Here is a 23,393-nt window from a genome sequence, read left to right as displayed (position 1 = left end):
TCCTCGTCCGAGGGGCTGTCGGTCGGATCAGTCACGCGGGTCCTCCGGATCGAGTCCGAGCAGTGGAAACACTGCTCGACGGGTGGCGATGATGGCCGAGTCGACGCGTTCGAGCGCCCTGTCGGTGCCGTCGGTCCCGGCCAGAGAGCCCCCGGGTCCGTCCCAGGCGGGATAGTCGACGTCTCCCCCGTCACCCATCGTCTGCGGGAGGTCGACACTCGGTGCCATGGTCCGTACTCGCTCCCGCCACGTGTCCGGCAACGCCGACATCGGGTCGATGTCGCGACCGAGCGCGGCAGCGATCAGGTACGTCCACGCCCGTGGAACGACGCGTACCAAGCCGTACCCTCCGCCGCCGACGGCCAACCACCGACCCTCGGAATGTTTGTCCGCCAGATCACGCATGGCCAGGAATGCCGCGTTCTGGCCGTCGACGGTCAAGGCCAGGTCCGCGAGGGGATCCTCGCGGTGGCTGTCGACACCGCACTGGCTGACGATGATCTGAGGCGCGAACGCCGCGATCGCACCCGGCACGATCGCGTGGAACGCGCGCAGCCACAACCGATCCGCGGTGCCGGGCAACAATGGAACGTTGATCGAGGTTCCCTCACCGCGTTCGGCTCCCACCTCGGTCGACCATCCGGTGTTCGGCCACAGCGTCGCCGGATGTTGGTGCAAGGAGACGGTGAGCACCCTCGGGTCACCGAGGAATGCCGCTTGAACGCCGTCCCCGTGATGAGCGTCGACGTCGATGTAGGCGATCCGGTCGAACCCGTTGTCCAGCAACCACGAGATGGCGATCGCGGCGTCGTTGTAGACACAGAAGCCGGAGGCCCAGTCGGCCATCGCGTGGTGCATGCCGCCGCCGATGCTCACCGCGCGTCGAGCACGTCCCGACGCGATTTCGCGGGCGGCGGCCAGAGAGCCACCGGCGAGCATTGCGCTCGCCTCGTGCATCTGCGGAAACACCGGGTTGTCGTCGGAACCCAGTCCGTGGACGACGTCGTCCGGATCTCGCAGAGCCGGGCCCTGCGACGGTGCCTGTTTGACGGCCTCGATGTAGGCGCTGGTGTGAAATCGGAGGAGCTCGGAATCCGGCGCGGCAGTGGGCTCGACGAGTTCGACGCCCGCGAGCAGGCCGATGTCCGTGGCGAGTGCCATTGTCAGATCGAGTCGAGTCGGATTCATCGGGTGGTCGTCGCTCCACCGGTAGCCGAGGTAATCCGCGCTCCACACGACGATGTCCTCGGGGCGGTTCGGGATGGACGCGGCGGCGCGTGTCGCCTGATCAGACATACGGACAAAACTACGTTGTCGGACGGGATGGTGTTGCCGGGTTCCGGTGTTGTCCCCACAGTCCCCTTGTGAGAAGCCATGGGAAACGGCGTACGCCGTTGTGGTGCGCCGCGCCCGCTGCGGCTGGGTGCAGCGCTCATTTCGGGGCGCTGACGGTAGGATCGAGCCCGACGAAGGGGTTGAGTGTGAAGGATCTGGTCGACACCACGGAGATGTACCTCCGGACGATCTACGATTTGGAAGAAGAGGGCGTGATTCCGCTCCGCGCGAGAATCGCCGAACGGCTCGAACAGAGTGGTCCCACCGTCAGCCAAACCGTTGCTCGGATGGAGCGAGACGGGCTGTTGTCCGTCGCAGGCGATCGACACCTCGAGCTGACCGAGAAGGGCCGAAGCCTGGCGGTCGCAGTCATGCGCAAACACCGTTTGGCCGAGCGTCTGCTCGTGGACATCATCGGTCTGCGTTGGGAAGACGTGCACGCCGAGGCGTGCCGTTGGGAACACGTGATGAGCGAGGAGGTCGAGCGACGTCTGGTCACCGTCCTGAACAACCCGACCACGTCGCCGTACGGCAACCCGATCCCCGGTCTGGAGGAACTCGGTCTCGGCCAGTCGACTCTGGCACCGGAAGCTCTCATCCGCCTCACGGATGTGCCCGTCGGCCAGCCGACCGCTGTCGTCGTGCGACGCCTCGCCGAGCACGTTCAGTCCGACCCGGAGGTCATCGCTCAGCTTCGCGAAGCAGGCGTGGTCCCCGATGCTCGGGTTACAGTCGAAGCCAAGCCCGGGTCGGTCACGATCACGGTGCCAGGACACAGTGGTGTCGACATATCCGAGGAAATGGCGCACGCCGTCCAGGTGAAGAAGGTCTGACCTCACACCGACGACGGCGTCGGACGCGTGTGAGGGAGAACGAACAGTGAAGCTTCTGGTTACCGGTGGTGCTGGCTACGTCGGCAGCGTCTGCGCGGCTGTGCTCGTCGAGCGCGGTCACGAGGTCGTGGTTGTGGACAACCTGTCCACCGGTAACCGGGACGCCGTGCCCGGTGGTGCCACATTCGTCGAAGGCGACATCAAGGACGTCGCCGCGGACGTACTGATCGGCGGTGGGTTCGACGCAGTCCTGCACTTCGCCGCGCAATCTCTCGTCGGCGAGTCGGTGGTCTCGCCCGACAAGTACTGGAGCGGAAACGTCGTCACCTCGCTGGCGTTGCTCGATGCCATTCGAGCATCCGGTACCGCGAAGCTGGTGTTCTCCTCGACCGCCGCCACGTACGGCGAGCCCGAGAAGACCCCCATCACCGAGGACGCACCCACCCGCCCCACCAATCCTTACGGTGCCACCAAACTCGCGATAGATCACGCGATCACGTCGTACGCCGCGGCCTACGGCCTCGCCGCCACAAGCCTTCGGTACTTCAACGTCGCCGGTGCCTACAACGGTTTCGGAGAGAATCGCGTCGTCGAGACCCACCTGATTCCGCTCGTGCTCCAGGTCGCACTCGGGCAGCGCGAGAAGATCTCGGTGTTCGGCACCGACTGGCCCACTCCGGACGGTACGGCTGTTCGCGACTACATCCACGTTGCCGATCTCGCCGAGGCGCACATACTCGCTGTCGATGCCGCACAACCGGGCGAGCACACCATCTACAACCTCGGCAGCGGCACCGGATTCTCCGTGCACGAGGTCATCTCGTCCTGCGAGCGCGTCACCGGTCTGCCCATCGCCGTCGAACATGCTCCCCGTCGTGCCGGTGACCCTGCCGTCTTGATCGCCTCGAGCTCGCGCGCAGTCGAGGAGCTGAAGTGGACGCCGGAGCTGACCGATCTCGATCGGATCGTGGCCGATGCGTGGACATTCCTGCAACAGCTCGGCGATCGGTCGCACGCGGCGCGCTGACCCACTCGTCTGCCGATCATCGATGTGCTCGACTGCTGTCACCGTCGCCCGAAGGGGTCGCCGGGGAGCCGAACTCCGCAGGCGCGAGCACACGCGAAGCCGCTCTCGGCCACTTCCCGAACGAGCTCGGGACCTGCGCCGGCGCTGAGCGACCGGTCCAACAGTCGCGCCAGCGAGTAGTTCTCGTCGGCTTCCAGTGCCGCATCGATCGCGATGCGGGCCATCGGTCCGTCTCCGCGGACGTACGCGCTGAAGGCCAGAAGTGTTGCGGCAATGGCTCGTTCGGCCTTCGGCAGGACGCGGGACATCCTCGCCCAGAACTCTTCGACGAATCCCGCGTCGTCACCGAGAGTCAGGGCCAGCAGTGCGTCACGCACCTGGACATGACCGATCGCGAGTGCGATCCGAGCGATGTCGGTCGGATCCAATTCGGTGTCGTACGGCGCTCGCGCGACGTACGACAGCACCGACGTCAGCTCGTCGTTACGAGATCGAACCCCGTCCCGTCGTTGTCGCGCGATCTCGGCGGCAACGGCCCGCACGGTCGCGTCGGGGCCCGGCGCGATGGTCTCGGCCAGCTCGGACCTGGATCGGCGGACGGAGTAGCCGTCGAGCACGCGGGCCACGGTCATCGGCGACGCCGACGGATCGGACATCAGGCCGTGCCGCCGTGGTCCGCGCAACGTCCACCAGTCGGCGGATTCGGCGATCTCCGACGCCGCAAGGGCCTCACCGAGCTGCACTCCGAACGAGGCAAGTGTGGCGTCGAGTTCGGTCACCAGTGCTTCCACGTCGAGTAGATGCGGTGTCCGGACGGTTCGATCGAGTCTGTCGTCGACGAACACCGCCATCACGGCGGGAATGTTCTCCATCGCGCAGTAGCCGGCCAGGTAGGCGATGACGTCGAGCATCTCCGGGGTCGCGCGGGTGTGACTGCCCGCGCGCCGATCGATGTGATCGCCGGCCAGGACGAGGTCGTGACGCATCGTGGGTCCTACGCTCGCACCGCCGTCCTTGACCGCGATGAGCACCATCGATCGGTGCGGGTGGAACCCGAGCATGGCCGGTACCGCGGTGATCAGGTCGCTCGGGTGACCGAGCCGTACGCGATGGCGGGAGTCGAAGTTGCCGTGAGAGTTCGTCGGTGTGTACATACCGGAGAATCCTGGCCGGGGTCCCGACGATCGAAAAAGTCTCGACCTGGGCTTTCGCACTGCCCTGTGGAGAACTGCCGCGCTGTGGATGAATCGCGACGCCGGCGCTGTGTCCGACCGATTCGTGTCGGTGTCGTCTGCTAGTGCTGCGTCAGCTCTGGCCGACCTTCTGGACTGCCGCGGTGAACAGCTCGTCGAGGGTCATCGCATCGGGCGTGCCCGAGCCGAACGACATGAACGTGGCCGACACTCGCACTCCGTCGACCTGGGCCATCAGAGTCAGCATCGATTGGGTGACGGCGTCGCCGCCTGCTCCCGATGCGACGGTCTGCCGGACGGCCAACGTGTCGTCCGCATCGATGGGCGGTGCAGGCGTCAGAGTGGAGGTCACCGTCGAGGTCGCGCCGGACTTGGTTGCGGTCACCTCGCCGCACTCCTCGAGCTGCTCCTTGCGCGCCGAGAGCGGTTCGTCCACCGCGGTCAACTCGATCGAGATGGTGGACCGGCTGTCGTTGTCGGTGCCGACGATCATGGCCGTGCCCGTCGGGCCGAAATCCTGGTCGGCGGGCTTGCATCCCGCCGGGCTGACCTCGGCACCGGAAGGAATTCCGCTGAGATCGGGTGCGGCTTGCGAGATCGCCTGCTGGGGCAGCACCAGGGCGTCGTACGGTGCCGGGAAGCTGGACGGATCGATCAGCAGCGTGTTCAGATCCACGCCGGACTGCGGCGACGAGGTGGTGGCACCCGCACTGGGCTCGGGAGAGCCGGTGACGGTCGAGCTGCAGCCGACCAGCACGAGAGCTGCGCTCGCCGCCGAGGTCACGGCGATGGACAGGCGGGTTCTGCGTGCGGCGGGGCTCACAAGACGTCCTCTTCGGGTCGATGGGACGCCGAAGCACACGCTCCGGCGTCCCACCACTGTCTCATTCCGACCACCTCGAACGCGGCAGGCGACCTACCGCAGTGTCGCGAATTCAGCTGCCGCGGGCGATCCACTCCTCGAGGTGCGGTGCCTCGTCGCCGATGCGTGTGCCGTCACCGTGACCGGTGTTGACTCGGGTGTCGACAGGCAGGGCGAAGAGCCGATCTCGGATGGACCCGATGATGGTCGGGAAATCCGAGTACGACCGTCCGGTGGCACCCGGGCCGCCGGAGAAGAGGGTGTCGCCGCTGAACAACTCCCCCGCTTCCGGCAGGTACAGGCACGTCGACCCGGGTGAGTGCCCGGGCGTGTGCAGCGCCAGGATGTCGGTTCCGGCCACGGTGATGCGCTGACCGTCCTCGAGGGTCGAATGCCCGACGCCAGGGTGCGTCTGTTCCCACAGCATGTCGTCGGCGGGGTGCAGCAGAATCGGCGCGTCCAAGGTCTCGGCCAGTTCCGGTGCCACGGTCACGTGGTCGTTGTGGCCGTGGGTGCAGATGACGGCCTTCACCGTCCGGCCGGCAACCGCGTCGACGATCGGCGCCGCGGTGTGCGCTGCGTCGACGATCACCACCTCGTCGTCGTCGCCGATCAGCCAGATGTTGTTGTCGACGTCCCAGGTGCCACCGTCGAGGCTGAACGTTCCCGAGGTGACGACATTCTGGACGCGGAACTGCCCGCTCACAGGACGACCACCGAACGCAGGACGGTGCCCTGATGCATCTTCTCGAAGGCGGCTTCGACGTCGTCGATGGTGATGCGTTCGGTGACGAACTTCTCGAGCGGCAGACGGCCCTGCTGATACAGATCGACCAACTGCGGGAAGTCGCGCTCGGGCAGGCAGTCTCCGTACCAGGAGGACTTGAGCGATCCGCCATGGCTGAAGAAGTCGATCAGCGGCATCTCGAGGGTCATCTCGGGTGTCGGCACGCCGACGAGCACCACGGTTCCGGCGAGGTCGCGGGCGTAGAACGCCTGCTTCCAGGTCTCCGGGCGACCGACGGCGTCGATGACCACGTCGGCACCGAAGCCTCCGGTGAGCTCCTGGACTGCTTCGACGGCGTCGACCACCGACGAGTCGACGGTATGGGTGGCTCCGAGGCCGAGTGCCCATTCGAGCTTGCCCGGGTCACGATCGACCGCGATGATCGTCGACGCGCCGGCCAGGCGTGCTCCGGCGATCGCGGCATCGCCCACACCGCCGCAGCCGATCACGGCCACCGAATCTCCGCGCGAGACGTTGCCGGTGTTCATCGCCGCTCCCAGACCGGCCATCACGCCACAGCCGAGCAGTCCGACCACGGCGGGATCGGCGTCTGCGGCGACTTTGGTGCACTGGCCCTCGTGGACCAGGGTCTTCTCGGCGAATGCGCCGATGCCCAGCGCCGGGGTCAACTCGGTACCGTCCTCGAGGGTCATCTTCTGTGCTGCGTTGTGGGTGTCGAAGCAGTACCACGGAGTGCCGCGCTTGCAGGCTCGACATTCGCCGCACACGGCGCGCCAGTTCAGTACGACGAAGTCTCCGACCTCGACGTGCTCGACGCGGTCGCCGATGGTCTCGACGATTCCGGCCGCCTCGTGTCCGAGCAGAAACGGGAATTCGTCGTTGATGCCGCCTTCGCGGTAGTGCAGGTCGGTGTGACACACCCCGCAGGCCTGGATCTTCACGACGACCTCGTTGGGCCCGGGATCGGGGATGGTGATCGTCTCGATGGAGACGGGCTCGCCCTTGCTCTTGGCGACGACGGCGCGGACCTGCTGCGGCATGTGTTCCTCCACTGAAAATCGGGTGTTTCGTGCTCTGTTCAGCCTCGCACAACGCATCAGCACGTGGCGACATCTGCATGGGTTCGACGCACCGAATCGCGAAGTTCACAAGGTTGTGACCGGGTGGGCACGCAGCCTTTGCGTGCGAGCGGTAACTATGACGAATGTCTGAACCCATGCAGTACGACCTGGTGGTCATCGGCTCCGGCCCCGGTGGCCAGAAGGCGGCCATTGCGGCTGCGAAGCTCGGCAAGCGGGTGGCGATCGTGGAGAAGGGCCACATGCTCGGCGGGGTCTGCGTCAACACCGGGACCATTCCGTCCAAGACGCTGCGCGAGGCCGTTCTGTATCTCACGGGCATGAATCAACGGGAGCTGTACGGGGCGAGTTACCGAGTGAAGGCCGATATCACTCCTGCCGATCTGTTGGCCCGAACCCAGCACGTGATCGGCAAGGAGATCGAGGTGGTGCGTTCGCAGCTGCTCCGGAACCGCATCGAGTTGATCACCGGCGTCGGCAAGTTTCTCGACGCGCACACCATCGTCGTGGAGGACGAGACGCGGGGTGAGCGCATCACTGTCGCGGCCGCCAACGTGGTGATCGCCACCGGCACCGCTCCTGCCCGTCCGGCCGACGTCGCGTTCGACGACTATCGAGTGCTCGACTCGGACGGAATCCTCAATCTCGAGTTCATTCCGGCGTCGATGGTCGTCGTCGGGGCCGGCGTCATCGGAATCGAGTACGCGTCGATGTTCGCTGCCCTGGGAACGAAGGTCACCGTCGTCGAGAAACGGGATTCGATGCTCGACTTCTGCGATCGAGAGATCATCGAGTCGTTGCAGTTCCACCTCCGCGATCTCGCGGTGACGTTCCGATTCGGCGAGGCGGTGACCGCGGTCGACGTCGGGCCGAACGGGACCGTGACCACGCTGGCGAGCGGCAAGCGCATCCCGGCCGAAACGGTGATGTACTCGGCCGGTCGGCAGGGCCTGACCACGGCGCTGGATCTCGAGAACGCAGGTCTCGAGGCGGACGCCAGGGGTCGGATCTTCGTCGACGAGCATTTCCAGACCAAGGTCGATCACATCTATGCCGTCGGCGATGTCATCGGGTTCCCGGCATTGGCTGCGACGTCGATGGATCAGGGCAGGTTGGCCGCGTATCACGCGTTCGGCGAGTCCGATGCGAAGTTGACCGACGTTCAGCCCATCGGCATCTACTCCATCCCCGAAGTCTCGTACGTCGGAGCCACCGAGGTCGACCTGACGAAGGGATCTATCCCCTACGAGGTCGGGGTATCGCGGTACCGCGAACTCGCCAGAGGTCAGATCGCCGGCGACTCGTACGGGATGTTGAAGTTGCTCGTCTCCACCGAGGATCGGTCGATTCTGGGCGTGCACATCTTCGGTTCGGGTGCGACGGATCTGGTGCACATCGGGCAGGCGGTGATGGGGTGCGGCGGCACCGTCGACTATCTCGTCGATGCCGTGTTCAATTACCCGACGCTGTCCGAGGCGTACAAGGTCGCCGCCCTCGACGTCACCAACAAGATTCGCGCGCTGGCCAACTTCGACCGCTGATCGTCTCGAGTCACCGAGAGCCCCTCGGCGCAGGATGGGCGACCGTCCGGGAATGAACGGCGGGCAACCGGTTGTTCTTGTCGGTAGTGATTCGCCACGTTCGACGTCGGCGCGTACACGGCGCGAGCCGAGGGTCGGCGTATTCTGGCTCGAATCTCGTGTCGAGGTACCGACGAGTCGATCCGAAAGGGGCCAGGCCATGACCGAACAGTCGAAGATGTACGAGCTGGAGTTTCCGGCACCGCAAATCTTCTCCAACGACGGCGTCGGACCCGTCCTGGTGCACGGCCTGGAGGGTTTCTCCGACGCGGGTCACGCGGTGAAGTTGGCCACCACCCACCTGCGCGAGAGTCTGGAGTCGGAGCTGGTCGCGTCGTTCGACGTCGACGAGTTGATCGACTACCGGTCCCGGCGGCCGACGATGACGTTCAAGTCCGATCATTTCTCGGACTACGACGCTCCCGAACTGAACCTCTATGCCGTCAAAGACAAGTCGGGGACTCCGTTCCTGCTGCTCGCCGGTATGGAACCGGATTTGCGATGGGAGAAGTTCACCACCGCTGTCAGGCTCCTCGCCGAACAGCTCGGTGTACGCCGCACCATCGGTCTCGGCTCGATCCCGATGGCCATTCCGCACACCCGGCCACTCGGTGTGACGGCCCACGCCAGCGACAAGGAGCTGGTCAAGGAGGGCAACAGCTGGGCAGGTGATCTGCAGGTGCCGGGCAGCGCCTCGTCCCTGCTCGAGCTTCGGATGGCGCAGCACGGTCACGAGTCCATGGGCTTCTCTGTGCACGTCCCGCACTACCTCGCACAGACGGACTACCCCGGTGCGGCCGAGACGTTGCTCGAGAACGTCGGTGAGGCGGCCGACCTGGATCTGCCGCTTGCCGCCCTGGGTGAGGCCGCGGCGCGAGTTCGGGAACAGGTGAACGAGCACATCACCGGGAACGAAGAGGTCCAATCGGTGGTGCAGGCGCTGGAGCGTCAGTACGACACGTACGTCGCCGCGCAGGAGCAGCAGTCGACGTTGTTGGCCAGTGACGAGCCACTGCCGAGCGGCGACGAACTCGGGGCCGAGTTCGAGCGCTTCCTGGCCGAGCAGGCAAATCTCGACGAGGGCGAGGGCAACACCGAGCAGTGACAGTGTGAGTGGTCACAGAAGATGATCGATTCGGCGGGCATATAGGACAGCCTGGGCCGATCGAAACATACCTGTAACCGCAAATACGCTCGATATTCTGCCCCGAGCGTCATCTCGTGCAAGAGTCGTAGCAACACGTACTCCGGTACGTACGTCCACACTCGTGCACGGCGTCGCCGTTCTGTGCCGCATCGCGCGGTGCACCAGGGAATTTCAGGAGGCGCAGATGAGCACCAATCCGCGCAGTCGCAAGCTCCGCCCGGTTCCCGACGAAGAACCACGGCTGATCTTCCGGACCATTCACGGATACCGGCGGGCATTCCGCATGGCCGGCGAAGGTCCGGTGCTGCTGTTGATCCACGGTATCGGTGACAACTCCGAGACGTGGAACGAAGTCATCCCGCACCTCGCGAAGAACTACACCGTCATCGCTCCGGATCTGCTCGGTCACGGTCGCTCGGACAAGCCGCGTGCGGATTACTCCGTCGCCGCGTACGCCAACGGCATGCGCGACCTGCTCTCGGTGCTGGGCATCGAGCACGTCACCGTCGTCGGGCACTCACTGGGCGGCGGCGTCGCCATGCAGTTCGCGTACCAGTTCCCGGGCATGGTCGACAGGTTGGCTCTCGTGTCCTCCGGCGGCGTCACCAAGGACGTACATCCCATTCTTCGACTGGCGTCCATGCCGTTTCTGAGCGAGGCCGTCAAACTGCTCCGCCTGCCCGGCGCGATCCCGGCGGTGAAGCTGGCGGGCGGCCTGCTGAGCAAACTGCACAGCTCTCCCCTGCGACCCGGATCGCTCCTGCACGACACTCCGGATCTGATCCGCGTGCTGAGCGAGCTCCCGGCCCCGACGACGTACGAGGCGTATCTGCGGACCCTTCGCGCCGTCGTGGACTGGCGCGGCCAGGTGGTCACGATGCTGGACCGCTGTTATCTCACCGAGAATCTCCCCGTTCTGCTCGTGTGGGGTGACCAGGACTCGGTGATTCCGGTCAGTCATGCGCGCCTCGCCCACTCGGCCATGCCCGGTTCCACGTTGGAGGTGTTCGAGAATTCCGGACACTTCCCGTTCCGGGACGATCCGATGCGCTTTCTGCAGGTCGTCGAGGACTTCATCGATTCCACACCGTCACTGACCTTCGACGAGGTGCGGTGGCGCAACCTGCTCATCACCGGTGTCGGTGAGGACATGATCACCGGAAGCGCCAGCACCCGGATGGCCGTTCTCGGTGCGATGGGTTCCGACGAGCGCAGCGCGACCTGAGGCGTCGCGACGGCCGCTCGGTGTCGATGCGGGTTCGGCCGTCGATCCCACATAGCCTGTAGAGGTGCTTCTCACCGAACTGATTCCCGATGCCGCCGCCGCTCGGTCCGACGGCGTCGACCCGGACGTCCTGTTCGACACGTTCACCACCTGGACTGCCGATCGCGGTCTGACCCTGTATCCCGCGCAGGAGGAAGCTCTCATCGAGCTGGTCTCCGGCTCCAACGTCATCCTGGCCACGCCGACCGGATCGGGCAAGTCGATGGTGGCCATCGGAGCCCACTACGCCGCGATGGCCGCAGGCGTTCGGAGTTTCTACACCGCGCCGATCAAGGCACTCGTCAGCGAGAAGTTCTTCGCCCTGTGCGAGATCTTCGGCGCTCAGAACGTCGGCATGATGACCGGTGACGCGTCGGTCAATTCCGGTGCTCCGATCATCTGCGCCACCGCCGAGATCGTCGCGAACCTCGCTCTGCGCCAGGGTGCCGACTCCGACATCGGCCAGGTGATCATGGACGAGTTCCACTACTACTCCGAGCCCGATCGGGGGTGGGCCTGGCAGGTTCCGTTGATCGAGCTGCCGAACGCTCAGTTTTTGTTGATGTCGGCGACTCTCGGCGACGTCTCGTTCTTCCGGGACGATCTGACCCGACGCACCGGACGCACGACCACCGTGGTCTCGGGCACCGAGCGTCCGGTTCCCTTGATGTTCTCCTACGTCACCACTCCGATCAGCGAAACCATCGAAGAGTTGGTGCAGACGCACCTCGCACCGGTCTACGTCGTGCACTTCACCCAGGCTTCGGCACTCGAACGCGCTCAGGCATTGACGAGCGTGAACGTTGCGTCCAAGCAGGAGAAGGCCGAGATAGCCGAGGCCATCGGTGCCTTCCGCTTCACCACCGGGTTCGGCAAGACGCTGTCGAGGTTGGTTCGGCACGGCATCGGGGTGCATCACGCAGGCATGCTGCCCAAGTATCGACGGTTGGTCGAGAAGTTGGCGCAGGACGGGCTGCTCAAGGTGATCTGCGGAACGGACACCCTCGGTGTGGGCATCAACGTCCCCATTCGCACCGTGTTGTTCACCGGACTGACCAAGTACGACGGCGTCCGCACCCGCAAGCTCCGGGCCCGCGAGTTCCATCAGATCGCGGGCCGCGCGGGGCGAGCCGGATACGACACCCTCGGCACCGTCGTGGTCGAGGCCCCCGAGCACGACATCGAGAACGCCCGTCTGGTGGCCAAGGCCGGCGACGATCCGAAGAAGCTCAAACGCGTACAGCGCAAGAAGGCACCCGACGGTTTCGTCTCGTGGGGCGAGCCGACGTTCGAACGGATCATCACCGCAAGTCCTGAGCCGCTCACCTCACGGTTCTCGGTGAGCAACGCCATGCTGCTCAATGTCATTGCCCGGCCGGGCAATTGCTTCCATGCCATGCGTCACCTGCTCGAGGACAATCACGAGACCCGGCCCGCTCAGCGCAAGCACATTCTGCGGGCACTCTCGCTCTACCGCGGTCTGGTCGATGCGGGCATCGTCGAACAACTCGACGAGCCGGATGCCGACGGTCGACACGCTCGACTGACCGTGGACCTGCAGCCGGACTTCGCGCTCAATCAGCCGCTGTCGACGTTCGCGGTCGCGTCGTTCGATCTGCTCGACGCCGAATCACCGACCCATGCCCTCGACGTCGTCTCGATCATCGAATCGACCCTCGACGATCCGCGTCAGATCCTGATGGCCCAGCAGCACGCGGCGCGCGGCGAAGCGGTCTCGCAGATGAAGGCCGACGGCATCGAGTACGACGAGCGAATGGAACTGCTCGAGGAGGTCACGTGGCCGAAACCTCTTGCAGAGCTGCTCGTTCCGGCATTCGAGATCTATCGCGGCACGCATCCGTGGCTCTCCGAGGTCGGCCTGTCCCCCAAGTCCGTGGTACGCGACATGGTCGAGCGCGCGATGACGTTCGCAGAATTGATCAGCCACTACGGTCTGATGCGGTCCGAGGGGCTCGTACTCCGCTATCTCGCCGACGCCTATCGCACACTGCGCCAGACGGTTCCGCCGGAGTCTCGAACCGAAGAGGTACAGGACATCACCGAGTGGCTGGGTGAACTCGTGCGGCAGGTGGATTCGAGCTTGCTCGACGAATGGGAGAACCTGACGGACCCGGGTGCCGAGCCGGAGGCGCTCGTCGAGGCGTACGGATCCGATGTGCCGCGTCCGATCTCGGCCAACCCGCGGGCCTTCCGAATTCTCGCGCGCAATGCGATCTTCCGCCGAGTCGATCTGGCGGCGCGCCGACAGTGGAACGCCCTCGACGACCTCGACGACGGCCCGGACTGGGAGACGGAACTGGAACCGTTCTTCGCCGAGTACGACTCGATCGGAACCGGACCATCGGCCCGCGGCCCCGCGCTGTTCACGCTGAACGTCGGTGCGGAGTCCACCACGGTGCGTCAGGTGTTGGAGGATCCCGACGGTGACCACGGCTGGTCGCTCGACGCCGTCGTCGATGTGCCGGAGTCCGATGCGGCAGGCGAGATCGTGTTCGACGAGATCGTGATCACGCCCGGCTGAGTCCACGTGTGTTGTCGGCGAGGACTTCTGCGGCGAGAAGACCTGCGAGCGCACTGTATTCGGCGGCGCGCGCACTCGAAGCTCGGTGCACGAGACCGATGGTGCGGCCGGGAGCAGGGTGGGCGAACTCTGCGGTGGACAAGCCCGCACGAGCGACCTCGACCTCGACGGCGCTGCGCGGCAGCAGCGTCAGGCCGAGCCCTCCTGCAACGCACTGCACCACCGTGGTCAGCGACGTTGCCCGGGTATCGCTCGCATCGGGTGCGGTGTCGACCGAGCGGCACAGATCCAGGGTCTGCTCGCGCAGGCAGTGCCCCTCGTCGAGGAGGAGCAGTGGGAGACCGCGGAGGTCGGCGACCGTCAGATCCCGACGCCCCGCGAGAGGGTGCTCGGCAGGGAGCGCGAGCACGAAATCCTCGGTGTACATGGCCGTTTCGATCAAACCCGGATCGGCGAGGGGCAGCGCGAGAACGGCGACGTCGAGTGCACCGGACCGGAGTCCGTCGAGCAGTCGAGCGGTGTGATCCTCCACTATTCTCGGTACGAGGTCGGGGTACTCGACGCGCACGGCCGGGAGCACTGCGGGCAGCACGTAGGGCGCCACGGTGGGAATGATCCCGAGCCGCATACCACCGGTCAGCCGACCGCCCAATCCTGCTGCGGTAGCGACCAATCCGTCCACGGCGTCGAGTGCCGCAGTCGCCCGACCGAGTAACTGACCACCGGCCGACGTCAGCAAGACCCTGCGGGTGCTGCGCTCGATCAACTGCACCCCCAGCCCCTGCTCCAGCGTGGCGAGAGCCTGCGACAGAGACGGTTGAGTGATGTTCAGTTGCGTTGCTGCACTGCCGAAATGGCGATGTCGGGCGACCGCGACGAAGGCACGCAGATGCGACAGGGTCGGCTGATAGCTTCGATCGGTCACGCCTATCAGTCTAGTGCCACTCATCACGTTTACCTTTCACCACATTTTTGGCACACTCGTACCGGTCGGCCGGGCTCGTACGGCTGCATTCACGCCACCGATCCGAACCGCCCACATACGGAACCGACGCGATCATTCGACACGAGGAGACCACATGGCACTGTTGACAATTGGCGACCAGTTCCCTTCATACAACCTCACCGCCGTCATCGGCGGAGACCTCTCCAAGGTGAACGCCCAGCAGCCCGACGACTACTTCACCACCGTCACCAGTGACGATCACGCGGGCAAGTGGCGCATCGTCTTCTTCTGGCCCAAGGACTTCACGTTCGTGTGCCCCACCGAGATCGCCGCGTTCGGCAAGCTGAACGAGGAGTTCGAGGACCGCGACGCACAGGTCCTCGGCGCGTCGGTCGACAACGAGTTCGTTCACTTCCAGTGGCGGGCACAGCACGACGAGCTCAAGACGCTTCCCTTCCCCATGCTGTCGGACCTCAAGCGCGAATTGGCTGCTGCCACCGGTGTTCTCAATGCCGACGGTGTGGCCGACCGTGCCACCTTCATCGTCGACCCCAACAACGAGATCCAGTTCGTGTCGGTCACGGCAGGCTCGGTGGGGCGCAACGTGGACGAGGTCCTGCGAGTTCTCGACGCCTTGCAGTCCGATGAGCTGTGCGCCTGCAACTGGAAGAAGGGTGATCCCACCATCGACGCAGGCGAACTGCTGACGGCGAGCGTCTGACATGACGATCGACAACCTCAAGAACGCCGTCCCCGAGTACGCCAAGGACCTCAAGCTCAATCTCGGTTCCATCGCCCGCTCCACGGTGCTCAGCGAGCAGCAGCTGTGGGGCACCCTGCTGTCGGTGGCCGCAGCGTCGAAGTCCGCGACGACGTTGAAGGAGATTGCCGAGGACGCAGCCGATTCACTGTCGGCCGAGGCGTACAACGCCGCCCTCGGTGCCGCGTCGATCATGGGCATGAACAACGTCTTCTACCGAACCAAGGGATACCTGGACGGCAAGTACGACGATTTGCGCGCCGGTCTGCGCATGAACATCATCGGCAACCCCGGTGTGGAGAAGGCCGACTTCGAGCTGTGGTCGCTCGCGGTCTCGGCCGTCAACGGGTGCAACCACTGTCTGGAGGCACACGAGAAGACGCTGCGCGCCGAGGGCGTCGACCGCGAGAAGATCTTCGAGGCCATCCGCGCCGCGTCGATCGTCGCGGGTGTCGCGCAAGCGATCGAAGCAGGGCGAATCCTCGACGGTGCCGCCGTCTGAGCGTCGACCCGACCTGATCACCGAACGAGGGATCCGCGACCGCGGGTCCCTCGTTCGGCGTTTGGTACCGTCCGGGCATGGCTACCGACGTGTCCGTCGTCCGAGTGTTCACCGATGCCGACGGCAGGTTCGGCAACCCCCTCGGCATCGTGGCCGCGGATGACGTCGCCGAGGCGGACCGACAGCAGTTCGCCACCGAGCTCGGCTTCAGCGAGACGGTGTTCGTCGATCGCACCGACTCCGGTACAGCCTCGGCCACCATCTACACGCCCGCCGTGGAATTGCCCTTCGCCGGGCATCCCACGGTCGGACTCTCGTGGTGGCTGCGCGAGCAGGGACACCCGATCGATGTGCTCACAGTTCCTGCCGCGCCGCTGAACATCCGCTACGAGGGCGAGCACACCTGGGTTCGGGCCCGAGCCGACTGGACTCCGCACTTCACCTTTCATCAGGTCCAGGACGCGGCCGAGGTGACGGCAGCGGACCCGAGTGCGTACGACAGCGGGCACCACTACGTCTGGGCCTGGACCGACGAGGAGCACGGCGCGCTGCGATCACGCATGTTCGCACCGATGATGGGTATCGCCGAGGACGAAGCGACCGGCGCTGCCGCCGTCCGGCTGACCGGTGAACTCGGCCGGAGCCTGAACATCCTGCAGGGAGCCGGATCTCGATTGCACACCACCTTCGAAGCCGGATGGGTGGAGCTGGGCGGACGTACCGCGGCGGACGCGTCGATCAGCCTCTGACGGGTACGTCCACCTCGATTTCCTCGCCCAGACGAACACCGTCGGCGAGTGGGAGTCGATCGCCGCTCCAGAACTTTCCTGGGTCGAACCAGTTGGCTTTCTTGTTGCCGGTGAGCAGACCCATCGCGTCGTAGGTCATGGCCACCACCTCTGCGCAGTAGGCGGTTTCGAGGGCTGCTCCCTCGCGTTGGCTGCGACGCAGTGTGGGGACTCGGCCCCGGAACCAACGACCGGCGAGCGAGGCGGTGGTCGGAAAGGCTGTGCCGTCCAAGCGGGCGATGGTGCGAAGCAGGGCGTCCTCCTGCTCTTTCGTCACGGACGGGGTGGAGCCTGCAGAACGACCCGCGTATCCGTCCAATTGTCGCAGCCAGCACCGCTGTTCGTACTTCGTGGCCCACTGGGTCACGGCCGCTCGCAGATCGTGCAGCTGCACTCCGCGCTGGAAGTTGCCGGTCCACATGTCCTGCAACGACTTCCCCAGTTCGGCGTGCCACATCAGCGGAGGCAGGTCGTCGATCACGACGGACATGCCGACGTGGTTGACCGGACTGTTGGTCAGTGCCTGGATTGCGCGATCGGCGTTCGACTGTCCGCGGAAGATCCAGATGTCCCCCGTTCTGGTGGCCTCGACTGCGGTATCGAGGCTGATTCGCGACGGATTCATGGTCCACACCCTAGATCTCGTGACGGTACGGTGGCCGGATGAACGTGTGGAAGGCTGTCGGTCTCGCCGGGATGGTCGGTGTCGCGGCCACCGGGGCGTTGGTGGTTCGATCCGAGCGCAAGCGTCGTGCCTACGCGCCCGAGGAAGTGCGCGAGCAGCTGCACCGTCGTTTCGCGGCTGTCTCCGACGAGCCGACACCGGCACCCGCTCCCCCGCTGTCGCGAGGGAAGCAGCTGCTCGGCAGACTTCGGTTCAGCCGAGCGCGCTGAGGATCCGCGCGGCCAGCTCTTCGATCTCGGCGTCGGTCATGACGAATGCGGGCGAGATCTGCATCGCACCCTGGCCGGCGGCGCGGCCGGAGACCCCGTGTGCCCGAAGCGTTTTGACGAAAGGCAATGCTTCGGCCGGGTCGGCGAGCTGCACGGCGGCAACAGCACCGATTCCGCTGCGGATCTCCGATACTCGTTCGTGTGCGGCCAGTGGCGCGAGGTGGGTGTGCAGGGCCGCCTCGATGCGCTTGGAGTGCGAGAGCAGCTCTTCGCGCTCGATGATGTCGAGGTTGGCCATCGCTGCCGCCGCCGCTCCGGCGTGGCCGCCGTAGGTGTACCCGTGTCGCCACCACACGCCGCCCGCGAAGAACGGCTCGGCGATCTTCGGGGCGATGAAGACAGCACCCATCGGTACGTACCCGGACGTCAACCCCTTGGCGGTCGTCATCAGGTCGGGTTCCAGCTCGAACCGGGTGGAGGCGAACCAGCTGCCGCCGATCCGACCGAACCCGGTGACGACCTCGTCCGCGACGAACAGCACGTCGTTGTCGCGACAGATCTGCCGCACCTCGCGCAGGTAGCCCTCCGGCGGCAGGTAGATTCCGCCGGCACCGATCACCGGCTCGCAGAAGAATGCGGCCACGTTCTCGGCACCGACCTCCTCGATCAGCGCCAGCAGCGACTTCGCGTCGTCCCACGCCACTGTCCTGGCGTCGGGCATCAGCTCACCGTAGTTCTCCTTGTTGACCGGGATACCGGCCAGCGCGGTGCCGGCGACGTGCATGCCGTGATAGGCCTTCTGCCGTCCGACGATGATCTTCTTGGCCGGTTGTCCCATTTCGACCCAGTAGCGGCGCGCGAGCTTCGCGGCGGTGTCGATGGAGTCCGAGCCACCGGAGGTGAAGAAGATCTTGCTACCCGGAACCGGTGCGATGGCAGCGAGACGATCGGCCAAGGCCAACGTGGTCTCGGGTACGAAGTCGCCGAAGTTCGAGTAGTGAGCGATCGAGCTCAGCTGTGTGGCAACGGCATCGGCGATCTCGCGTCGGCCGTGACCGACGTTGGTGAACCACAGACCGGCGGTCGCGTCGAGATACTTCGTTCCCTTGTTGTCGAAGATGTACGCACCCTCGCCTCGCGAGACGACGAACGGCCCGCTGGCGGTGACGTTGCCCATGTCGGCGAAGCCGTGCCACAGCGCGGAGGAGTGTGTGGTGGCCGCTGGATCGAGGTCGGAAGACATGCGCTACACAGTAGTGGAGTCCGTTTCGCTCGAGACCGATCCGTGCCTCCACCGTCCCGCGAGCCGTCCGAGAGCATTCACTGCCAGCGCCATGAGCGCGAAAGCGACGGTCAACACCACCAGCCCGACCGCAAGCGCGGGGTATCCCCGTTCCCTCGGATCGAGGAAGGGATAGGGGTACCAGTCGACGACGGGTCCACGGATCAGGGTGTAGATCCCGTAGACCAGCGGGAAGAGCAACCACGTCAGGCTGCGTGACTCGGAGATCTGCCGACGCGGTGGAGCGAGAATCCAGTCGAGCAGAAGGACCACGGGCATGATTCGATGCACCACGTTGTTGGTCCACGGATCCGCGACACCGACATCGATGTTCGCAAGCAACACCGCGTAGATGATCCCGGTGATCACCATGTAGAGCGTCACCGCTCCGCGAAAGAGCTGCCATCCCGAAGTCCGCGGATCGATCACGCCGCCGATCGTGAGGACGAGCACCGTCAGGACGTTGCTGATCACGGTGAAGTAGCTGAAGTAGTTGACCAACGAGAACGTCGGGGCGGCAAGTCCGTCCAGAACGATCGAGACGAGCGCTGCGGCGGTGAGCGCGGCGAACAGCACCCGCAGCGTCCTGATCGGTACCGGCGTACGCGGTTCGGCAGTGACATCGTGCACGATGCTCATACGGCGATCCTGGCACAGTCTCGGCCGGCATTCACGGCGGTTGCGTCGATGCGGATATCCTGGACAGAGTATGTCTAACTCGAATTTGTCCGGTCAGCGAAAATCTCTCGCCACACGTCTGGCAGACGTCACGATCCGGGACGAGAACCGGCTGCGGCGGCGACTGGACAAGGCTCGTACCGACGACGCGTTCGCCGCTCTCGAACGCGATGTCGCCCGCGCCGAGACGGTAGTGGCCAATCGCCGGGCGGCGGTGCCGACCCTCGAGTTCCCCGAGTCGCTTCCGGTCAGTCTCCGCAAGGACGACATCGCAGCCGCCATCGCCGAACACCAGGTCGTCATCGTCGCCGGTGAGACCGGTTCGGGTAAGACCACTCAGATTCCCAAGATCGCTCTCGCACTGGGCCGCGGAATTCGCGGTTCGATCGGCCACACTCAGCCTCGACGCCTCGCTGCCCGCACGGTGGCCGAACGCATCGCCGAGGAGGTGGGCGAGCCCCTGGGTGAATCCATCGGCTACAAGGTGAGATTCACCGACCAGTCCTCGGATTCGACCCTCGTCAAGCTGATGACAGACGGCATCCTGCTGGCGGAGATCCAGCGAGACAGACTGCTGCGACAGTACGACACCCTGATCATCGACGAAGCGCACGAGCGCAGCCTCAACATCGACTTCATCCTGGGTTACCTGGCGCAGCTTCTCCCCCGGCGTCCCGACCTCAAGATCGTCATCACCTCGGCGACGATCGACCCCGAACGGTTCGCCCAGCACTTCGCGCGGGACGGCGTGCCTGCCCCGATCATCGAGGTCTCCGGTCGCACGTTCCCGGTCGAGATGCGCTATCGGCCACTGACCGTCGACGCCGGGGACACCACGATCGATCTCGACCCCGTCGACGCGACCTGTCAGGCCGTCGACGAGCTGATGGCCGAGGGCGACGGCGACATTCTGGTGTTCCTGTCCGGTGAACGCGAGATTCGCGACACCGCCGACGCCCTGAACGATCGCAATCTCCGCAACACCGAGATCGTTCCTTTGTATGCGAGACTCTCTGCGGCCGAACAACACCGAGTGTTCTCCCCGCACTCGGGCCGACGCGTGGTGCTCTCGACGAACGTCGCGGAAACATCGCTGACGGTCCCCGGCATCCGCTACGTGGTCGACCCCGGTACCGCTCGAATCTCGCGATATTCGTTGCGCACCAAGGTGCAACGACTCCCCATCGAGCCGATCTCCCAGGCGTCGGCGCGGCAGCGGGCCGGCCGCTGTGGCCGCGTCGCCGACGGCATCTGCATCCGGCTGTATTCCGAAGAGGATTTCGAGTCGCGTCCACAGTTCACCGAGCCGGAGATACTGCGCACCAACCTGGCGTCGGTCATCCTGCAGATGACCGCACTCGGGCTGGGCAAGATCGACGCGTTCCCGTTCGTCGAACCGCCCGATCCGCGCAGTATCAGGGACGGAATCGGACTGCTCGAGGAACTCGGGGCGCTGAAGCCGGCCACCAAGGACGGCACTGCAGAGCTGACCCCGATCGGCCGGGAACTCTCGGCACTGCCGGTCGATCCTCGGATGGCTCGGATGCTCGTCGAGGCCAACGGCAACGGCTCTCTTCGCGACGCGTTGGTGGTCGTGGCGGCCCTGTCGATTCAGGACGTTCGCGAGCGGCCCGCCGAGCATCAGCAGGCAGCGGACGAGAAGCATGCACGCTTCGCAGTCGAGAACTCCGACTTCCTGGCGTACGTGAAACTGTGGACATATCTGCGCGAGCAGCGAAACGAATTGTCCTCCAACCAGTTCCGACGCATGTGCCGAACAGAGTTCCTGCACTACCTACGTATTCGCGAGTGGCAGGATCTGCACGGCCAACTGCGTCAGATCACCCGCGGGCTCGGGTGGACGGTGCCCGACGCCGATTCCACCGAGACCGCCCTGCATCAGTCGCTGCTGTCCGGGCTGCTCTCGCACGTCGGACTCAGGGAGGGGGACAAACGCGAGTTCCTCGGCGCGCGCGGAGCTCACTTCGCGATATTCCCCGGTTCGGGTCTGTTCAAGAAGCCCCCGCGCTGGGTCATGGCCGCCGAGCTGGTCGAGACCGGGCGCCTGTGGGGCCGTATGGCTGCTCGCATCGAGCCGGAGTGGGCCGAGCGGTTGGCACCGCATCTGGTCAAGCGGACGTACTCGGAACCACATTGGTCGATCAAGCGTGAATCGGCGATGGCCTACGAGCGGGTGACGCTGTACGGCATTCCGTTGGTGACGCAACGTCCGGTGAACTATCACCGTATCGACCCCGAGGCGTCCCGAGAGCTGTTCATCAGACATGCGCTGGTGGAGGGCGAGTGGAAGACCCAGCATGCCTTCTTCCACAAGAACAGGGCACTGCTCGACGACGTGGGTGAACTCGAACATCGCGCCCGACGGCGAGACATCGTCGTCGACGACGACGCTCTGTTCGACTTCTACGACGCCCGCATCGCCCCGGAGGCGGTGTCGGCACGGCACTTCGACACCTGGTGGAAGAAGGCCCGCAGACAGGACCCGGCGCTGCTCGACTTCACCACCGACACCGTCGTCAACTCCGACGCGGCCTCGGTACTGACCGGCGCGTATCCCGACGCATGGCGACAGGGCGAGATCCAGTTTCCCCTGACCTACCAGTTCGAGCCGGGCACGGCGGCCGACGGCGTCACCGCACGAATTCCGATCGCTCTGCTCGCTCAGGTACAGCCGGTGGGCTTCGACTGGCTGGTCCCTGGGATGCGCGGCGAGTTGGTGGCCGCACTGATCAAGACGCTTCCGAAAGCGTTGCGCCGCAATGTCGTGCCGGCCCCCGACTTCGCAGCCGCGGCATTGGCGGTCATGCGGCCCCGCGCCGAAACGTTGGTGACGGCATTGGCCCGTGAGCTCTCGCGGGCGGCCCAGTGCCACATCACGGCGAAGGACTTCGATGTTGCGGCACTCCCCGAGCACCTGAGAATGACGTTCGCGGCCGTCGACCCGTCCGGAAAGGTGTTGGGCAGCAACAAGGATCTGACCGCTCTGCGTACCGGTTTGTCCGGTGAGGTCGGCCGCCAGGTGGCCAGCGCGGTGGGCGACGCCGAGCGTGCGCCCTCGCTGGCGTGGACCTCGAGCACGCTGGGACGGTTGGAGTCGACCGTCACCCGAGATGTGGGAGGCCAGAAGGTCACCGGCTATCCGGCTTTGGTGCCGGAAGGACCGGGCGTGGCGGTTCGAGTCCTGAGCACCCCTGCTCAGCAGCGGGCAGCGATGCGTTCCGGAACCAGGGCTCTGCTGCTGTCGACTGCGCCGAAGGGCACCAAAGCACTGTTGGCCGGATTACCGACGGCGGAACGGCTTGCCCTCGGCCAGAATCCGTACGGCGGAGTCGATGCACTGCTCGAGGAATGCCGGGTTCTCGCGGTCGAGGAAGCAATGGACGCGCACGGTGGACCGGTACGAGATCCCGAGGCTTTCGACAAGCTCAGGGCGCTCGTGCACGCGGAGGTCCCGCAGCGTACCGCCGCGGTCCTCGCCCTGGTTCGTCCTGTGCTGACCGCTGCCCTGGCTTTGTCGGCGCAACTGCAATCAGCCTCGGGTGAGCCGGCAGACGATGTTCGGGAGCAGCTCGACGGCTTGATCTTTCGCGGATTCGTCACCGAGTTCGGTTCTCGCAGATTGGCGGACCTGCCGCGCTATCTCGCGGCGGCGACGAAGCGGTTGGCCACTCTGCCGAGCAGCGCAGGCCGTGACGCGGCGGCGATGGATGTACTCGATCGGGTGTACGCGTCGTACGGACGACTGCTGGATTCGCTTCCGGAGAGCAGAAAGAACAGTTCCGGGCTGCAGGAGTTGTTCTGGATGATCGAGGAGCTGCGCGTGGGACTGTTCGCCCAAGGGATTCGTACGGCGTATCCGGTCTCCGAGAAGCGCATCGAGAAGGCGATCTCGGACCAGAGCCGCTGACGGGC

The 23,393-nt window shown here is 65.4% G+C and carries 20 protein-coding genes; 11 read left to right on the top strand and 9 right to left on the bottom strand.

Annotated elements, in window-relative coordinates; translation table 11 throughout:
- Positions 1 to 27: 27 nt before the first annotated feature.
- Positions 28 to 1,296: an acetoin utilization protein AcuC gene (locus R4P47_RS05910; protein ID WP_149405898.1), complete on the bottom strand. Its 1,269-nt coding sequence runs from the start codon at positions 1,294 to 1,296 to the stop codon at positions 28 to 30.
- A 185-nt stretch (positions 1,297 to 1,481) separates the two neighbouring features.
- Here R4P47_RS05910 and R4P47_RS05905 point away from each other — a divergent pair, with 185 nt between their 5' ends.
- Together R4P47_RS05905 and galE are read left to right on the top strand one after the other, a co-directional pair.
- A complete protein-coding gene (locus R4P47_RS05905) occupies positions 1,482 to 2,168 on the top strand; it encodes a metal-dependent transcriptional regulator (RefSeq protein ID WP_068050657.1) in 687 nt (228 codons plus the stop codon).
- A gap of 46 nt (positions 2,169 to 2,214) precedes the next feature.
- The gene (gene galE, locus R4P47_RS05900) at positions 2,215 to 3,195 is read left to right on the top strand and encodes a UDP-glucose 4-epimerase GalE (RefSeq protein ID WP_094642029.1); all 981 of its coding nucleotides are present in this window, start codon (positions 2,215 to 2,217) and stop codon (positions 3,193 to 3,195) included.
- A 38-nt stretch (positions 3,196 to 3,233) separates the two neighbouring features.
- Here galE and R4P47_RS05895 read toward each other — a convergent pair whose 3' ends face one another.
- The 4 genes from R4P47_RS05895 to R4P47_RS05880 form a co-directional block, all read right to left on the bottom strand.
- Positions 3,234 to 4,349, bottom strand: a complete 1,116-nt coding sequence (locus R4P47_RS05895) for a DUF4192 domain-containing protein (RefSeq protein ID WP_317784254.1) — start codon at positions 4,347 to 4,349, stop codon at positions 3,234 to 3,236.
- A gap of 151 nt (positions 4,350 to 4,500) precedes the next feature.
- Positions 4,501 to 5,211 (bottom strand): DUF5642 family protein, encoded by a 711-nt coding sequence (locus R4P47_RS05890; protein ID WP_317784253.1) that lies wholly within the window; start codon positions 5,209 to 5,211, stop codon positions 4,501 to 4,503.
- Between the two features lie 112 nt (positions 5,212 to 5,323).
- Positions 5,324 to 5,956, bottom strand: coding sequence for an MBL fold metallo-hydrolase (locus R4P47_RS05885; protein ID WP_149405902.1), 633 nt, complete (start codon positions 5,954 to 5,956; stop codon positions 5,324 to 5,326).
- The gene (locus R4P47_RS05880) at positions 5,953 to 7,038 is read right to left on the bottom strand and encodes an S-(hydroxymethyl)mycothiol dehydrogenase (protein WP_317784252.1); all 1,086 of its coding nucleotides are present in this window, start codon (positions 7,036 to 7,038) and stop codon (positions 5,953 to 5,955) included. Before R4P47_RS05880 ends, R4P47_RS05885 begins: the two co-directional genes overlap by 4 nt.
- A gap of 164 nt (positions 7,039 to 7,202) precedes the next feature.
- Here R4P47_RS05880 and sthA point away from each other — a divergent pair, with 164 nt between their 5' ends.
- The 4 genes from sthA to R4P47_RS05860 all read left to right on the top strand — a co-directional run bounded on the left by sthA (position 7,203) and on the right by R4P47_RS05860 (position 13,610).
- Entirely contained in the window at positions 7,203 to 8,618 is a 1,416-nt protein-coding gene (gene sthA / locus R4P47_RS05875) for a Si-specific NAD(P)(+) transhydrogenase (protein WP_149405903.1), read from the top strand.
- A gap of 199 nt (positions 8,619 to 8,817) precedes the next feature.
- Positions 8,818 to 9,762, top strand: coding sequence for a proteasome assembly chaperone family protein (locus R4P47_RS05870; protein WP_149405904.1), 945 nt, complete (start codon positions 8,818 to 8,820; stop codon positions 9,760 to 9,762).
- Between the two features lie 226 nt (positions 9,763 to 9,988).
- Entirely contained in the window at positions 9,989 to 11,029 is a 1,041-nt protein-coding gene (locus tag R4P47_RS05865) for an alpha/beta fold hydrolase (RefSeq protein WP_037190102.1), read from the top strand.
- 64 nt (positions 11,030 to 11,093) lie between these two features.
- Positions 11,094 to 13,610 (top strand): DEAD/DEAH box helicase, encoded by a 2,517-nt coding sequence (locus tag R4P47_RS05860; RefSeq protein ID WP_149405905.1) that lies wholly within the window; start codon positions 11,094 to 11,096, stop codon positions 13,608 to 13,610.
- On the opposite strand, the gene R4P47_RS05855 is transcribed toward R4P47_RS05860, so the two are convergent.
- Positions 13,597 to 14,535: a hydrogen peroxide-inducible genes activator gene (locus R4P47_RS05855; RefSeq protein WP_149405906.1), complete on the bottom strand. Its 939-nt coding sequence runs from the start codon at positions 14,533 to 14,535 to the stop codon at positions 13,597 to 13,599. The genes R4P47_RS05860 and R4P47_RS05855 overlap by 14 nt on opposite strands.
- Before the next feature lie 154 nt (positions 14,536 to 14,689).
- Between R4P47_RS05855 and R4P47_RS05850 the strand changes: the two genes are divergently transcribed.
- The 3 genes from R4P47_RS05850 (at position 14,690) to R4P47_RS05840 (ending at position 16,567) form a co-directional block, all read left to right on the top strand.
- On the top strand, positions 14,690 to 15,277 hold the full coding sequence (locus tag R4P47_RS05850) for a peroxiredoxin (protein WP_032397906.1): 588 nt from the start codon (positions 14,690 to 14,692) through the stop codon (positions 15,275 to 15,277).
- A 1-nt stretch (position 15,278) separates the two neighbouring features.
- Positions 15,279 to 15,818 (top strand): carboxymuconolactone decarboxylase family protein, encoded by a 540-nt coding sequence (locus R4P47_RS05845; protein ID WP_094642035.1) that lies wholly within the window; start codon positions 15,279 to 15,281, stop codon positions 15,816 to 15,818.
- A gap of 77 nt (positions 15,819 to 15,895) precedes the next feature.
- Positions 15,896 to 16,567 (top strand): PhzF family phenazine biosynthesis protein, encoded by a 672-nt coding sequence (locus tag R4P47_RS05840; RefSeq protein WP_149405907.1) that lies wholly within the window; start codon positions 15,896 to 15,898, stop codon positions 16,565 to 16,567.
- Here the strand turns inward: R4P47_RS05840 and R4P47_RS05835 are convergent.
- On the bottom strand, positions 16,557 to 17,231 hold the full coding sequence (locus R4P47_RS05835; protein ID WP_317547218.1) for a hypothetical protein: 675 nt from the start codon (positions 17,229 to 17,231) through the stop codon (positions 16,557 to 16,559). The genes R4P47_RS05840 and R4P47_RS05835 overlap by 11 nt on opposite strands.
- 38 nt (positions 17,232 to 17,269) lie before the next feature.
- Here R4P47_RS05835 and R4P47_RS05830 point away from each other — a divergent pair, with 38 nt between their 5' ends.
- Positions 17,270 to 17,500: a hypothetical protein gene (locus tag R4P47_RS05830; RefSeq protein ID WP_068050670.1), complete on the top strand. Its 231-nt coding sequence runs from the start codon at positions 17,270 to 17,272 to the stop codon at positions 17,498 to 17,500.
- On the opposite strand, the gene R4P47_RS05825 is transcribed toward R4P47_RS05830, so the two are convergent.
- Both R4P47_RS05825 and R4P47_RS05820 read right to left on the bottom strand, forming a co-directional pair.
- Entirely contained in the window at positions 17,484 to 18,743 is a 1,260-nt protein-coding gene (locus R4P47_RS05825) for an aspartate aminotransferase family protein (RefSeq protein WP_269596126.1), read from the bottom strand. The genes R4P47_RS05830 and R4P47_RS05825 overlap by 17 nt on opposite strands.
- A gap of 3 nt (positions 18,744 to 18,746) precedes the next feature.
- Positions 18,747 to 19,421 (bottom strand): Pr6Pr family membrane protein, encoded by a 675-nt coding sequence (locus R4P47_RS05820; protein WP_149405910.1) that lies wholly within the window; start codon positions 19,419 to 19,421, stop codon positions 18,747 to 18,749.
- 70 nt (positions 19,422 to 19,491) lie between these two features.
- Between R4P47_RS05820 and hrpA the strand changes: the two genes are divergently transcribed.
- The gene (gene hrpA / locus R4P47_RS05815) at positions 19,492 to 23,388 is read left to right on the top strand and encodes an ATP-dependent RNA helicase HrpA (RefSeq protein WP_317784251.1); all 3,897 of its coding nucleotides are present in this window, start codon (positions 19,492 to 19,494) and stop codon (positions 23,386 to 23,388) included.
- Positions 23,389 to 23,393 lie beyond the last annotated feature (5 nt).

Origin of the sequence: Rhodococcus sp. IEGM 1370 (genome assembly GCF_033142325.1) — a bacterium.
Lineage (GTDB): Bacteria > Actinomycetota > Actinomycetes > Mycobacteriales > Mycobacteriaceae > Rhodococcoides.
Note: the sequence above shows the minus strand (reverse complement) of the source record. Positions and strands in the feature narration are given on the sequence as shown.

Coding starts and splice junctions, on each gene's coding strand:
- R4P47_RS05840 (WP_149405907.1), top strand. CDS start 15,896: ATGGCTACCGACGTGTCCGTCGTCCGAGTGTTCACCGATGCCGACGGC.
- R4P47_RS05820 (WP_149405910.1), bottom strand. CDS start 19,421: ATGAGCATCGTGCACGATGTCACTGCCGAACCGCGTACGCCGGTACCG.
- R4P47_RS05825 (WP_269596126.1), bottom strand. CDS start 18,743: ATGTCTTCCGACCTCGATCCAGCGGCCACCACACACTCCTCCGCGCTG.
- R4P47_RS05830 (WP_068050670.1), top strand. CDS start 17,270: ATGAACGTGTGGAAGGCTGTCGGTCTCGCCGGGATGGTCGGTGTCGCG.
- sthA (WP_149405903.1), top strand. CDS start 7,203: ATGTCTGAACCCATGCAGTACGACCTGGTGGTCATCGGCTCCGGCCCC.
- R4P47_RS05845 (WP_094642035.1), top strand. CDS start 15,279: ATGACGATCGACAACCTCAAGAACGCCGTCCCCGAGTACGCCAAGGAC.
- hrpA (WP_317784251.1), top strand. CDS start 19,492: ATGTCTAACTCGAATTTGTCCGGTCAGCGAAAATCTCTCGCCACACGT.
- R4P47_RS05865 (WP_037190102.1), top strand. CDS start 9,989: ATGAGCACCAATCCGCGCAGTCGCAAGCTCCGCCCGGTTCCCGACGAA.
- R4P47_RS05895 (WP_317784254.1), bottom strand. CDS start 4,349: ATGTACACACCGACGAACTCTCACGGCAACTTCGACTCCCGCCATCGC.
- R4P47_RS05850 (WP_032397906.1), top strand. CDS start 14,690: ATGGCACTGTTGACAATTGGCGACCAGTTCCCTTCATACAACCTCACC.
- R4P47_RS05880 (WP_317784252.1), bottom strand. CDS start 7,038: ATGCCGCAGCAGGTCCGCGCCGTCGTCGCCAAGAGCAAGGGCGAGCCC.
- R4P47_RS05870 (WP_149405904.1), top strand. CDS start 8,818: ATGACCGAACAGTCGAAGATGTACGAGCTGGAGTTTCCGGCACCGCAA.
- R4P47_RS05910 (WP_149405898.1), bottom strand. CDS start 1,296: ATGTCTGATCAGGCGACACGCGCCGCCGCGTCCATCCCGAACCGCCCC.
- R4P47_RS05835 (WP_317547218.1), bottom strand. CDS start 17,231: ATGAATCCGTCGCGAATCAGCCTCGATACCGCAGTCGAGGCCACCAGA.